The organism is Nocardiopsis sp. NPDC058631, from assembly GCF_042716955.1.
Classification (GTDB): domain Bacteria; phylum Actinomycetota; class Actinomycetes; order Streptosporangiales; family Streptosporangiaceae; genus Nocardiopsis.
The window spans coordinates 50,449-64,050 of the sequence record NZ_JBHXQY010000017.1 but is presented as its reverse complement, the minus strand read 5'-3'; the positions used below and the strand labels follow the sequence as shown (position 1 = coordinate 64,050).

At 70.7% G+C, this 13,602-nt stretch carries 9 protein-coding genes and 1 riboswitch; of the genes, 8 read left to right on the top strand and 1 reads right to left on the bottom strand.

What is annotated here, in order from left to right:
• Positions 1–135: 135 nt before the first annotated feature.
• Positions 136–684 (bottom strand): gamma subclass chorismate mutase AroQ, encoded by a 549-nt coding sequence (aroQ, locus tag ACFWTE_RS08730; RefSeq protein ID WP_378778712.1) that lies wholly within the window; start codon positions 682–684, stop codon positions 136–138.
• Positions 685–968: 284 nt separating this feature from the next.
• Between aroQ and ACFWTE_RS08725 the strand changes: the two genes are divergently transcribed.
• From ACFWTE_RS08725 to gcvP, 8 genes are all read left to right on the top strand, one after another.
• Positions 969–1,730: a PRC and DUF2382 domain-containing protein gene (locus tag ACFWTE_RS08725; RefSeq protein ID WP_378778711.1), complete on the top strand. Its 762-nt coding sequence runs from the start codon at positions 969–971 to the stop codon at positions 1,728–1,730.
• 108 nt (positions 1,731–1,838) lie between these two features.
• Positions 1,839–3,227, top strand: a complete 1,389-nt coding sequence (locus ACFWTE_RS08720; protein WP_378778710.1) for a flavin monoamine oxidase family protein — start codon at positions 1,839–1,841, stop codon at positions 3,225–3,227.
• Positions 3,228–3,550: 323 nt separating this feature from the next.
• Positions 3,551–4,306 carry a CDP-alcohol phosphatidyltransferase family protein gene (locus tag ACFWTE_RS08715; protein ID WP_378778732.1) on the top strand — a complete coding sequence of 252 codons (756 nt, stop codon included), beginning with the start codon at positions 3,551–3,553 and terminating at the stop codon, positions 4,304–4,306.
• 204 nt (positions 4,307–4,510) lie between these two features.
• Positions 4,511–7,015: a sugar phosphate nucleotidyltransferase gene (locus ACFWTE_RS08710; RefSeq protein ID WP_378778731.1), complete on the top strand. Its 2,505-nt coding sequence runs from the start codon at positions 4,511–4,513 to the stop codon at positions 7,013–7,015.
• 626 nt (positions 7,016–7,641) lie between these two features.
• Positions 7,642–8,184 (top strand): FHA domain-containing protein, encoded by a 543-nt coding sequence (locus ACFWTE_RS08705; RefSeq protein ID WP_378778709.1) that lies wholly within the window; start codon positions 7,642–7,644, stop codon positions 8,182–8,184.
• A gap of 168 nt (positions 8,185–8,352) precedes the next feature.
• Positions 8,353–8,826 (top strand): bifunctional nuclease family protein, encoded by a 474-nt coding sequence (locus ACFWTE_RS08700; RefSeq protein WP_378778708.1) that lies wholly within the window; start codon positions 8,353–8,355, stop codon positions 8,824–8,826.
• 455 nt (positions 8,827–9,281) lie between these two features.
• A complete protein-coding gene (locus ACFWTE_RS08695; RefSeq protein ID WP_378778707.1) occupies positions 9,282–9,767 on the top strand; it encodes a MerR family transcriptional regulator in 486 nt (161 codons plus the stop codon).
• Positions 9,768–10,241: 474 nt separating this feature from the next.
• Positions 10,242–10,330: riboswitch (glycine riboswitch) on the top strand.
• A 97-nt stretch (positions 10,331–10,427) separates the two neighbouring features.
• Positions 10,428–13,322 carry an aminomethyl-transferring glycine dehydrogenase gene (gene gcvP, locus ACFWTE_RS08690; protein WP_378778706.1) on the top strand — a complete coding sequence of 965 codons (2,895 nt, stop codon included), beginning with the start codon at positions 10,428–10,430 and terminating at the stop codon, positions 13,320–13,322.
• The last annotated feature ends 280 nt before the right edge of the window (positions 13,323–13,602 follow it).

Here is a 13,602-nt window from a genome sequence, read left to right as displayed (position 1 = left end):
GACGGGCCCCCGACCCCGGGCTCCTCTATCCTTCGACGCGGTCGAGGTCCGACCCCCGGCCGGACCTCGGCCTGGAGGCCTATGTGGCCGGCCCCCTGTAGGGCCCCGCGAGGCATCCGGTCCCCCGGCGCGCGACTAGGAACAGGCCCCCTCCAGGGCGCGGGTCAGGGCCGAGGTGTGGATCCGGTCCGGACGCCGCGCCCCGGCGGCGTCCCGTGCACTCCGTGCCAGGTCCGCGTCACAGCCGGGGGAGCGCAGCACGGAGTCGGCGTCGTCCAGCGCCCGCACCAGCGCCGGTGTGAGACCGTCCAGCTCGGTATGGACCCGGGACAGGTCCGGCGCCGACACGGGACTCCGGCCGGGGTCCGCGTGCCAGCGGGCGTGCAGGCTCCGCTGGACCACCTTGTTCGCCTCGACCCGGTCGCGGATCACCGCCGCGGCGGCCGTCGGCTCCATCCCCAGCGCGGTCGCGTGGCGCCCGGCGTCCGCCAGAACCTGCGCCTCGCGCTCCGGCGCTTCCACCGGGTCACCGCTGTGCCACTTGGCCGCCGCCACCGGCGAGGCGGTCGCGAGCCGGTCCGCGGAGAGCTCCACGACCGCGTCCAGCCCGCCGACGCGTGCGGTGGCGGTGGTGGTACAGGACAGGAGGAGGGCGGCCAACGGGGCTGCCACGGCTGCGCGCACGCAGGGTTCCTTCGGCTGTGGCGGGACAGGACCCCTGGAGTGTAGCCGTACGTGTTCACGTCGCTCCCGAGGGTGCCGGTCGGTGTTCCCATGGAGGACAAGGGAACTCCTCGTGCACGCCAAGGGGGAGCGCCGGGGAAAAACATTTCCTCAACTCTCGGCCTCGCCCGGTTAGCGGCTCGCTCCCACCGCTGTTTCCGCAGGCCACGGCGGGTAGGGGGATGATCGGACCAGGTCGGGGCCCACGGCGTTCCGACGGGGGAGTGAAGAGCAGGGGAGGAACCATGGCACGTGACCGCGCACCCGGAGACCTCATCGGGCACCACGTTCTGGACGAGGAGGGCCACAGCGTCGGCAAGATCAAGCAGGTCTACCTGGACGACGAGACGAACAAGCCGAGCTGGGTCTCGGTCGAGACCGGCCTGTTCGGTCGCAACGAGACCCTTGTGCCCCTCCAGGGCTCGCACCCCAAGGAGGAGGACATCCAGGTCCCCTTCGACAAGGCCACGGTGAAGGACGCCCCGAACGTCGACGCGGACAGGCACATCTCCCCGGAGGAGGAGCGGTTGGTCCGTGACTACTACGCCGAGCACGGCGGCATGGACGCCTCCGGCATGGGCGGTTCCGCGGGGATGGCCGACACCGGCACGGCTGGTTCGCCCGACGCGGACGACATCTCGATGGTCCGCTCCGAGGAGCGTGTCGACATCGGTGTGGAGCGCCACGAGTCGGGCCACGCCAGGCTGCACAAGTACGTGGAGACCGAGCAGTTCGACGAGGCGGTCCCGCTGCACCACGACGAGCTCCAGGTGGAGCGCCGTCCGATGACCGGCGAGTCCGGGACGGACGAGACCGGGGACATGCGGGAGGAGGAGGAGACCTTCACGCTCTACGAGGAGCGGCCGGTCGTCTCCAAGGAGCGCGTGCCCGTCGAGGAGGTCCACGTCCGCAAGCGCGACGTCACACGTGAGGAGCACGTCCAGGGCGAGCGCCGCCGCGAGAGGATCGAACTGGAGGATGACGACGGGGAGCCCTCCGGCTCCTGAGCAGGGCCCCGGGAGAGGTCTTCCAGCTGAGGGCGGGGTGTCGTCCCCGGGCGTGGCCCGGGGACCACTTACAGTCACACCTGTCGGTCGGCACGGAGGGGGAGCGCTATGACTGACCCGGGTGAGGCGAACGGGGAGAACACGCAGGAGGAGACGGCCGGAGAGCCGGACCGTGAGCGGTCCGAACCGCGCGGGCGCGAGGCCGGCCCCGGCCGCGGCCACACCATCGTGGTGGGCGCGGGGATGGCCGGCCTCGCCGCCGCCGACCGCCTGGCGGACGAGGGTGAGCGCGTCACCGTCCTGGAGGGCCGGGGCCGCGTCGGAGGGCGCATCCACTCCGTGCACGAGTGGGGCGACTCCACGACCCTGGACATGGGCGCCTCCTGGATGCACGGGGAGGAGAACAACCCCCTCGCCGACCTGGTCCACGAGATCGGTGTGCGCACCGCCGTGTTCAACCGGTCCACCGAGACCGCGTACGACCCCAAGGGGCGGCGGCTGCTCTTCGACCGGCACCGCCGCAACATGGAGGACGTCCACCTCCTCCAGGAGCACATGTACTGGGCGACCGTGGGCGCCAACCCCCAGGAGTCGATGGAGGAGGGCATCAACCAGGCCCTCTACGACGCCAACCTGGTGCGCGCCCGAGCACGGGACGCCAACGAGATCGTGCACCGCCTCGCCGAGGGCGACCACGGTGCGGGCGCGGAGGAGGTCGCCTTCTCCGCGGTCGCGGCCCTGCACGAGTTCAGCGGCGACGACGTGGTCTTCCCCGACGGGATGGGCCAGCTGACCGACCACCTGGCGCGCGGTCTGGACGTGAGGCTGGAGCACGTCGTGCTGGAGGTCCTCCACGGCGGCGACGGCGCCCGCGTCAGGGTCGACACCCCCGACGGGGAGGAGACCCTGACCGCCGACCGGGTCCTGGTCACCCTGCCCCTGGGTGTGCTCAAGGCGGGGCAGGTCGGATTCGCCCCTCCGCTGCCGGACGAGAAGCGGGACGCCGTGGAGCGTCTGGGCAACGGCAGCCTGGAGAAGCTGTTCCTGCGCTTCGACGAGGTGTTCTGGGGCGACGCGGAGGTCATCGTCAACCTGGGGACCGAGGCGGGCACGTGGTTCCACTGGTACGCGGGCCAGCGAGTCCTCGGGGCACCGGTCCTGGCCAGCCGCAACGGCGGAAGGGCGGCCCGGTTCCTGGAGGGGATGGACGACGGCGAGGTGGTCGAGCACGCGATGTCCGCTCTGCGCGCCATGTTCCGCAAGGCGCCGGACCCGGTGGACCACCGCGTGACCCACTGGGCCGACGACCCTTTCTCCCGGGGCGCCTTCTCCTACACGGCCGTGGGCTCGGGCGACGGCGACCGGGTGGCGCTCGGCGACCCGGTCGGAAGCCGGCTGTTCTTCGCGGGGGAGGCGACCGAGATCGAGCACACCGCCACCGTGCACGGCGCCCTGCTGTCGGGCCTTCGCGAGGCCGACCGCATCCTCACGCTCTAGGTGTACCGACCTGAGAGGTCAGGTACGCGGGACGCACACGGGGAACCCCGCCACCGGCCCCTTCGTTGGTTCCCATGAGGCGGTCCGTACGCCGTGGCCGCAGACGGCCGGTGGTGCGGCCGGGCCGGGACACGCACCGTGCGAAACAGACACTGTGCTGGTGGAAGGCCGAAAACGTACACGGTACGATTGGCGGACGATCGTCCTTCGGACCGGGTCGGGGCCGTCCGGCCCCGTGATGGCGGGAAATGACCCACCCGCCCGTTATCGTGGGCGCCATGGGGCGATCCGCGGAAGATGGCAGATTCGAGGCGGGGGGCGATGTGGCCAGCCCGACGGTCACCGACCGCATCTGGACGGTTCCCAACCTGCTGAGCATGCTCCGGCTGTTGGGCGTGCCGCTGTTCCTCTGGCTCGTCCTGGTACCGCAGGCCGACTGGTGGGCACTGCTCGTGCTCGGCTTCGCCGGGCTCAGCGACTGGCTCGACGGCAAGATCGCGCGCGCCTGGAACCAGACCTCGCGCCTGGGCACCGTCCTCGACCCGCTCGCGGACCGGCTCTACATCTTCGCCGCGCTGCTCGGACTGGTGATCCGGGACATCGTCCCCTGGTGGCTGATGGCCATCCTCGTCCTGCGCGACGTCCTCATCCTGGGGGCGCTGCCGCTCCTGCGCCACTACGGCTACGGGCCCCTCCCGGTCAACTTCGCGGGGAAGGCCGCCACGCTCTGCCTTCTCTACTCGTTCCCCCTCCTGTTCATCGCGGGTTACACGTCGGTCGTGGCGGATGTGGCGAGGATTATAGGTTGGGCCTTCGCACTCTGGGGAACTGCTCTGTACTGGTGGGCCGGACTGCTTTACGCCGTCCAGGGACTGCGCCTGATCGCCCAGACCCGCCGCGACGAACGCGCTGATCGCACCGGGGACCTAACGGTCACCGACGACAGCGACCTCGACCGCGGCCACGACATGGATCAGCTCGATCCAGCCACACCGGCGGCCGCTGACGGCGATCCTGGAGCGGTATCCGAAGGCTCGGACCGGCCGAGCCGCCCGGATCAGGGACGGATCGGCCCCTGATCCACCGGAGGACCGGCCCACCGCGAGTCCTGTCGGATCGAAAGGGAGTGTCATCACCGTCATGGCATCACGTCCCACCGCGCGCGATGGCGTGCGCTTCGAGCATCATTCCCCCGCCGCGTCCTCCCACGGCACCGCCCTACGGAGGGACCAACGATGAGCACACACGAGGAAACCCCGGACGGCGCCGTCCAGGCGCCCCCCATGAAGGCAGTCGTGATGGCCGGCGGAGAGGGCACCCGGCTCCGCCCCATGACCGCCAACCAGCCCAAACCCCTGCTGCCGGTGGTCAACAAGCCCATCATGGAGCATGTGCTCCGCCTGCTGCGCAAGCACGGTTTCACCGAGACCGTGGTCACCGTCCAGTTCCTGGCCACCCTCATCCGCAACTACTTCGGGGACGGCGAGGAGCTCGGGATGAAGCTCCACTACGTCGCCGAGGAGGTACCGCTCGGCACGGCGGGCAGTGTCAAGAACGCGGAGGAGCACCTGCGCGGGGAGCCGTTCATCGTCATCTCCGGCGACGCGCTCACCGACATCGACCTCACCGACATGGTGCGCTTCCACAAGGAGAGCGGCGCCAAGGTCACCATCGCCCTCAAGCGGGTCCCGAACCCGCTGGAGTTCGGCATCATCATCGTCGACGAGCAGGGCCGGATCCAGCGCTTCCTGGAGAAGCCCACCTGGGGCCAGGTCTTCTCCGACACCGTCAACACCGGTATCTACATCATGGAGCCGGACGTCCTGGACCGCGTCGCCGAGGGCGAGGTGGTCGACTGGTCGGGCGACGTCTTCCCCCAGCTCCTGGAGGAGGGCGAGCCCCTCTACGGCTACATCGCCGACGGCTACTGGGAGGACGTCGGTACCCACGAGAGCTACCTGAGCGCCCAGGCCGACGTCCTGTCCGGCAAGGTGGACGTCGACATCGACGGCTTCGAGGTGTCCCCGGGCGTATGGGTCGGCGAGGGCTCCGAGGTCGACCCCCGCGCGGTCCTCAAGGGGCCGCTCTACATCGGCGACTACGCCAAGGTCGAGGCGGGGGCGGAGCTGCGCGAGTTCACCGTGGTCGGCAGCAACACCGTCGTGCGGTCGGAGGCCTTCTGCCACCGCACGGTCCTGCACGACAACGTGTTCATCGGTAGGGGTGCCAACCTGCGCGGCTGCGTCATCGGCAAGAACACCGACATCATGGCCGCCGCCAGGGTCGAGGAGGGGGCGGTCGTCGGCGAGGACTGCGTCATCGAGTCCGAGGCCTACGTCAACGCCGACGTCAAGGTCTACCCCTTCAAGACCATCGAGGCCGGAGCGGTCGTCAGCACCAACGTCATCTGGGAGTCGCGCGGGCAGCGTTCGCTGTTCGGACCCCGGGGCGTGTCCGGGCTGATCAATGTCGAGATCACCCCCGAACTGGCGGTGCGGCTGGCCAACGCCTACGCCACCACCCTGAAGAAGGGCGCGCTCGTCACCACGTCCCGTGACGTGTCCCGGGCCGCCCGCACGCTCAAGCGCGCGGTGATCAGCGCGCTCACCGCCGCAGCCATCGACGTACGCGACCTGGAGGTGGTGCCGTTGCCCGTGGCGCGCTTCCACACCTCGCAGAGCGGGGTCAGCGGCGGTATCACGCTGCGCACCACCCCGGGCGACCCGGAGTCGGTGGACATCCTCTTCCTGGACGGGAGCGGAGCCGACCTGTCGCCGGCGGCCCAGCGCAAGCTCGACCGGGTCTTCTCCCGCGCCGAGTACCGCAGGGCCTTCCCCGGGGAGATCGGGGAGCTGACCTTCCCCTCGCGCGGGGTCGAGAACTACTCGCACGACCTGTTGCGCTCGGTCGACACCTCCGGGGTCGCCGAGGCCGGGCTCAAGGTGGTCGTGGACTGCGCGGGCGGCAGCGGATCGCTCATCCTGCCGTCCCTGCTGGGGCGGATCGGCGTCGACGTCCTCACGGTCAACAACCGGCTCGACGAGGCCTCTCCCACCGACACGGCCGCCAAGCAGAACCGCGACCTGGAGCGCCTGGGTGAGCTGGTGGCGGGGTCCGGAGCCGACTTCGGGGTGCGGTTCGACCCCGTGGCCGAGCGGCTGGCCATCGTGGACGGCCGGGGGGAACTGGTCGACAACGACCGCGCCCTGCTGGTCGTCCTGGAACTGGTCTGCGCCGAGCGCGGGGGCGGCACGGTGGCGCTCCCCGTCACCACCACCCGGGTCGCGGAGACGGTGGCCGCCGCGCACGGGGTCAAGGTCCACTGGACCGCGACCGCCACCGACGAACTCACCAAGGCGGTCCAGGGCCGTGGCGAGGACGTCATCCTGGCCGGTGACGGCAGGGGCGGGTTCGTCGTCCCGGAGTTCAGCCCGACCAGCGACGGCATCGCCGCTTTCGTGCGGCTGCTGGGCCTGGTGGCCAGGGACCGCCGGTCGCTGAGCCAGATCGACCGCGTGATCCCCCAGGCGCACCTCCTGCGCCGTTCGGTGCCCACCCCCTGGGCGGTCAAGGGGAGCGTCATGCGGTCCGTCGTGGAGGCGGCTGGAGACCGCCAGCTGGACACCACGGACGGCGTCAGGGTCCTTGAGTCCGACGGAAGCTGGGCCCTGGTCCTCCCGGACACGGCGGAGGCCGTGACCCATCTTTGGGCCGAAGGTCCTGACTCGGACACCGCGCACCGCCTGCTGGACGAGTGGGCGGCCGTGGTCGAGAGGGCTGAGGGCTGACCGTTGCGCCGCGCGGGTGTGGACGAGAAGGTCGTCCGCGCCCGCGCGGCGTGTTCGCCCGGAGGGAGTGGTCCGCTCCGTCCGGCGCGCTCGAAAGTGCGTTTAAGGGATAAATTGGACATATCAGCAGGTCATAGCGGGCCAATGGTGTCGGTGCGAATCAGTGGGGGTTCGGCGAGAACCAAACCCCCCGGACAGGCATCAGCATCAGGACAGGTGTTTCACTGTCCCGAGGTCGGTCACACGCGGAGACGGCGCCCCAGGCACCGGGTCCGCAGTTCTTCGCACCGCGTGCGCGGTCGGGGCGTCCACGGCAGGCCGAGGAGGAGCGAAACCCTGCCTGGACAGGGATATGGTTTAAAGTCGAGTGTTCCCTGGAGCGCCGCGTCGCCCACCGGGCCGGGTATCCCGGCAACGGCGGACACCCTGACCGGGGGTGACAAGGAGTACGACACGGGGGATGAGACCTAGCGACCGACCGTGTGAGGCGCACCGCTGCCGCGACAGTGGACCGCCTCGCCACGTGCCGGACGGTGTGTGGACCAGGTGTCCGCGCGGTGTCCGGAACGTGTCACCGATCAGCCGAATCAAGCACCGCCCCGTGCGGTAGGAGGCCGAGCCGACCTATGTCGAGCGTTTACTGCACGCAGTGCGGTCACGCCGTTGCGGATGATGCCCGTTTCTGCTCCCACTGCGGAACCCCCGTCCGCAGGGCCGAACAGCAGGGACCCCGACCCGGTTCGGGTGGGGACTCCGCCGGAGACGTCACGTCCACCATCTCCATCTCCGGGATACAGGCCCTGGAGGAGGAGGAGCCCGGCGACGAGCTGAGCGGCGACGACCCGGCCAACGCGGACGCCCTGCCTCCGGGCACGGCGCTGCTCGTGGTCAGGCGTGGCCCCAACGCGGGAAGCCGTTTCCTGTTGGACAGCGATGTGACCACCGCCGGACGGCATCCCAACAGTGACATCTTCCTTGACGACGTCACCGTGTCCCGGCGCCACGTGGAGTTCTTCCGCCGTGGCGACGGGTTCGGGGTCCGTGACGTGGGCAGCCTCAACGGCACCTACGTGAACCGGGAACCGGTCGACGAGGCCCAGCTCGGCGGCGGGGACGAGATCCAGATCGGCAAGTTCCGCATGGTTCTGCTGACCAAACCGCGCCGTTGAGGGGCCGCTGACCACGGGTGACGGCGGCGGGTGGGTCGATGAGGTTTGCGGCCCCCCGCCGCCGGACAGCTTTGTAACGAAGGGTGCCGATTTCGCCTTGGGGTCCCGAACCCGGGCGGGCAGGGACGAGCGCCCATCCGGTGTGACGACGCGTGGGACGGAGCCGCTGTGAAGCACATGGAGGTCGTCGGCGTCCGGGTTGAGATGCCCTCGAACCAGCCGATAGTCCTGCTCAAGGAGACCGAGGGAGATCGTTACCTGCCGATCTGGATCGGCGGCGTGGAGGCGACCGCCATCGCGCTGGCGCAACAGGGCGTCGCTCCGGCGAGACCGCTCACCCATGATCTGTTCCGGGACGTCCTGGACGCCCTGGACACCGGCCTCACCACGGTGAACATCACCGGCCTGAGCGACGGCATCTTCTACGCCGAGCTGGTCTTCAGCAACGGTGTGGAGGTCAGTGCCCGGCCCTCCGACTCCATCGCCCTCGCGTTACGGACGGGCGCGCCCATCTACGCCCACGAGGACGTGATCGCCGAGGCGGGCATGCCGATCCCGGACGAGCAGGAGGATCAGGTCGAGGCGTTCCGGGAGTTCCTGGACAACATCTCGCCCGAGGACTTCGGCAGGAAGGCCGAGTAGGCACAACCTCCTCGGGCCCGTGCGCCCCACGGGCCCCACGAGCGTGACGTCAGCGTGGAAGCCAGAAGTGACATGGCTGCGACCTGCGGCTTTGTTCATCGCGCCGGTGATAGATTGGGCTGAGGGAGTGGTCGAAGCTGTCAGGGCCCAAACCCGTGCGGGCGCAGGGTGCGCCACCGGGGCGGTTCCGGGAACCCAACGGTGCGCGCACTTGGCGACGCGCCGGGTGCTGTCGTTGACGCTGCCGTTCGGTCGTCCTACCGTCAGTGCAGTGGAACCCACGGCGCACCCATTCCCTGAGTGGACATCCCCTGTCGAGGCCGCCGTGGGACGAGAGGCCGGAGGTCGGCGTGGCGGTAGCGAGCGGCAAGCGGAATCCCCATGACAGGCGGTCCGCGCTGCGGCTAGCGGGGCAGCAGGGCCTACTGTGCGAAGAGGACGTGGTGGCGCGGCCTATGGACGTCGGGTATCGGGGCCCCGCGGCGTGTACCGCCGCAGGGATCACCTACCGTCAGCTCGACTACTGGGCGAGAACCGGCCTGGTGGAACCGAGCGTGCGTACCGGAGCCCAGAACGCCCCCCTGTACAGCCTTCCCGACATCCTGTTGCTGAAGGTGGCCAAACGGCTGCTGGACACGGGCATCTCGTTGCAGCAGATCCGGACCGCGGTCGACCACCTGCGCGGGCGTCCCACCCCCGACCTGGCCCGCATCACCCTCATGAGCGACGGCGTCAGCGTCTACGAGTGCACCTCCCCCGAGGAGGTCGTGGACCTCATGCAGCGAGGACAGGGTATGTTCGGCCTGGCGCTGGCCAACGTGTGGCGCGAGCTGGAAGAGGCGCTGGGTGTGGTTTCCGACGAGGAGCGGACCGAGCTGCCCTCCGCGCCCCCGCCCGTGGACGAACTCGCCAGGCGGCGCAGGGAGCGCCGGACCGGCTGACCCCGGATCGTCCGCCTCACCCCCGCAAGTGTGAACGGGTGACGGCCCGTGCGCTGTTCGCGGTTTCCGCCGTACCCCGGGGAGGGGACGTCGACTCGCGGAGGCCGTCGAGAGGGCCGGGGCGAGCGAGGCCGCGGTTTCCGGGCTCCTCGACACCAGGGTCCCGCATCTCCTCCTGCCCACGTGGAACGGCCCCTGCCGCCCTCGGGGACGGACGCCCCACGCAGATCCTGGGGGTGCGGGAGCGACCGGCGGGCCCGGTCCTGCCCGAGCGGCGCGGGCCGGTGGAGTCCCCACGGCCGGGACGGGGCGACCGGGTCGCGTCCGCGCCCCGTGTGGCGCCGCACACTGGTTCGGTGAAACGCGCGGGCGGACTCGGCTCCGACAGCGGCCATCGAGTACGGTCATACTCACAACAGGGATGAAAAGCGACATTCGCCCTGTCCCCACATGTACATAGCGTCAACAGGCTGTCAATACCGCGCGGGAGAGACCCCGACAGGGGCGCCGACGGGGCAATACTCCCCAGTAACCTCTCAGGCACCACGGACCGCGCGGAGGAGGCCGCTCTGAAGCCTGGCACGCCCGTGCCCGGTGACAGAGGGGGAGACCGTGAGGAACACCGCCGAACCGAATCGGCCCTGTCACCAGGAGGTCTCCGTGCCTGACCAGCCCGTGAACAACCCCGGCGAACCCGCCAGGGTGTTCGCCGACCGCCACATCGGCCCCACCCCGGCCGAGACCCAGGAAATGCTCAAGGCGGTCGGCTACGGCTCCACCGCCGAGCTCATGGCGGCGGCCGTACCGGAGTCCATCCTCACCGGGCCGGGCCGCAGCGCCCCGCTGGACCTGCCCGAGGCGATCGGGGAGGCCGAGGCGCTGGCCGAGCTCCGCGACCTCGCCGCGCGCAACGACGTGCACACCTCCCTGCTCGGCCAGGGGTACTACGACACCTTCACCCCGCCGGTGATCCTCCGCAACATCATGGAGAACCCGGCCTGGTACACGGCCTACACGCCCTACCAGCCCGAGATCTCCCAGGGCCGCCTGGAGGCCCTGCTCAACTTCCAGACCATGGTCTGCGACCTGACCGGCCTGCCGGTCTCCGGGGCGTCCCTCCTGGACGAGTCCACCGCCGCGGCCGAGGCCATGACCCTCGCCCGCCGGGCCTCCAAGAGCAGGGCCGACGTCTTCGTCGTCGACGCCGACGTCTTCCCGCAGACCCTCCAGGTCCTGCGCACCCGGGCCGAACCCCTCGGCATCGAGGTCGTCGTCGCCGACCTGTCGCAGGGCCTGCCCGAGGGCGAGGCCTTCGGTGTCCTGGTGCAGTACCCCGCCTCCAGCGGCGCGGTGAGGGACCCGGCAGCGGTCATCTCCGCCGCCCACGAGCGCGGGGCGCTCGCCGTGGTGGCCGCCGACATCCTCGCCCTGACCCTGCTGCGCAGCCCGGGCGACCTCGGCGCCGACATCGCGGTCGGATCCACCCAGCGCTTCGGTGTCCCGCTCGGCTTCGGCGGCCCGCACGCCGGCTACATGGCCGTGGGGGAGAAACTGCGCCGACAGCTGCCCGGCCGCCTGGTGGGCGTCTCGGTGGACAACGCGGGCAAGCCCGCCTACCGGCTCGCCCTCCAGACCCGCGAACAGCACATCCGACGCGAGAAGGCCACCAGCAACATCTGTACCGCGCAGGTGCTGCTCGCCGTCATGGCCGGTATGTACGCCGTCTACCACGGCCCCGACGGCCTGCGCGCGATCGCGCGCCAGGTGCACACCCGCACCGCGGCCCTGGCCGACGCCCTCGGCGAGCGCGGGTTCGAGATCGTCCACTCCGCCTACTTCGACACCCTGCGCGTGCGCGTGCCCAGCGCTGCCGGCGTCGTGGAGACCGCTCTGGAGGCCGGGTACAACCTCCTGCCCGTCGACCAGTACACGGTCGGTGTGAGCGTGGACGAGACCACCTCGGAGGCGGACCTCGAAGCGGTGCTCGCGGCCTTCGGCGGGACCGAGCGAGGCACATCCAAGGCGCGCCTGGCAGTGGACCGTGCCGCCGGGCGCCTGCCCGCCGGGCTGTCCCGGGAGACCGACTACCTCTCCCACCCGGTGTTCAACACCCACCGGAGCGAGACCTCCCTGCTGCGCTACATGCGCCGCCTGTCCGACCGGGACCTGGCTCTGGACCGCACGATGATCCCGCTGGGCTCGTGCACCATGAAACTCAACGCGACCACGGAGATGGAGCCCGTCACCTGGCCGGAGTTCGCGGGCCTGCACCCCTTCGCGCCGCTCGACCAGGCGGTCGGGAGCATGACCGTGATCCGCGACCTGGAGTCCTGGCTGGCCGAGGTCACCGGCTACGACACCGTGTCCCTCCAGCCCAACGCCGGGTCCCAGGGCGAGTTCGCCGGACTGCTCGCCATCCGGGGCTACCACCGCTCGCGGGGTGAGGCCCACCGCGACGTCTGCCTCATCCCCAGTTCCGCGCACGGCACCAACGCGGCCAGCGCCGTGATGGCGGGCATGCGCGTGGCCGTCGTGGCCTGTGACGACAACGGCAACGTCGACCTGGACGACCTGCGCGCCAAGACCGTCCAGCACGCGGACGACCTGGCCGCCATCATGGTCACCTACCCGTCCACGCACGGCGTGTACGAGGACACGATCACCGAGGTGTGCCGCCTGGTCCACGAGGCCGGCGGCCAGGTGTACGTCGACGGCGCCAACCTGAACGCGCTCCTGGGCTGGGCCAAGCCGGGCGAGTTCGGCGCCGACGTCAGCCACCTGAACCTGCACAAGACGTTCTGCATCCCGCACGGCGGAGGCGGGCCCGGCGTGGGCCCGGTCGCGGTCCGCTCGCACCTGGCCGGCTTCCTGCCCAACCACCCGTCCCAGTCCGAGGCGGGTCCGCACACGGGCGTGGGGCCGGTGTCGGCCGCTCCGTTCGGGTCGGCGGGCATCCTGCCGATCTCCTGGGCGTACGTCCGGATGATGGGCGAGGAGGGTCTGCGCTCCGCCACCGAGGTCGCGGTCCTGTCCGCGAACTACCTGGCCAAGCGGCTGGAGCCGTACTTCCCGGTCCTCTACACGGGCGAGGGGGGCCTGGTGGCGCACGAGTGCGTCATCGACATCCGCCCGCTCCAGAAGGCGAGCGGGATCAGCAACGAGGACGTGGCCAAGCGGCTGATGGACTACGGGTTCCACGCCCCCACGATGTCCTTCCCGGTCAACGGCACCCTGATGGTGGAGCCGACCGAGAGCGAGAACCTCGCCGAGCTGGAGCGGTTCGTGGAGGCGATGATCGCGATCCGCGCCGAGATCGACCTGGTGGCCGCGGGGGAGTGGGACGCCGAGGACAACCCCCTGCGCAACGCCCCGCACACGGCCGAGGCGGTGACCGCCGACGAGTGGAAGCACGGCTACACGCGTGCCGAGGCGGTGTACCCGCTTCCGTCGCTGCGCACGGACAAGTACTGGCCGCCGGTCGGTCGGATCGACCAGGCCTACGGTGACCGCAACCTGGTCTGCTCCTGCCCGCCGCCGGAGGCCTTCGCGATGTAGGCGGCCCGTGCGGTCGAAGGGGTGCCGGTCCGCGGACCGGCACCCCTTCGCGCGTGGGGTGGTGGCCTGCACCCCCCATCTGAATCTACGACGTAAAGGTCGCGCATCGGCGGCTCGCCGAACACCTCCGACTTCTCTGGTCGAGGGCTGGTGGATCCTGGTCCGACGCCCCGCAGGGGACGGGCATCCCCGTGCCCGACGGCCGGGGGCGCCGCCTCCCGGCGGGAGCCGCGTTAGAGTTGCGGCGACACGGACCCGCGTCCCACCGCGGGACCCGCCG

Coding starts and splice junctions, on each gene's coding strand:
- ACFWTE_RS08710 (WP_378778731.1), top strand. CDS start 4,511: ATGAAGGCAGTCGTGATGGCCGGCGGAGAGGGCACCCGGCTCCGCCCC.
- ACFWTE_RS08725 (WP_378778711.1), top strand. CDS start 969: ATGGCACGTGACCGCGCACCCGGAGACCTCATCGGGCACCACGTTCTG.
- ACFWTE_RS08695 (WP_378778707.1), top strand. CDS start 9,282: ATGGACGTCGGGTATCGGGGCCCCGCGGCGTGTACCGCCGCAGGGATC.
- ACFWTE_RS08720 (WP_378778710.1), top strand. CDS start 1,839: ATGACTGACCCGGGTGAGGCGAACGGGGAGAACACGCAGGAGGAGACG.
- ACFWTE_RS08705 (WP_378778709.1), top strand. CDS start 7,642: ATGTCGAGCGTTTACTGCACGCAGTGCGGTCACGCCGTTGCGGATGAT.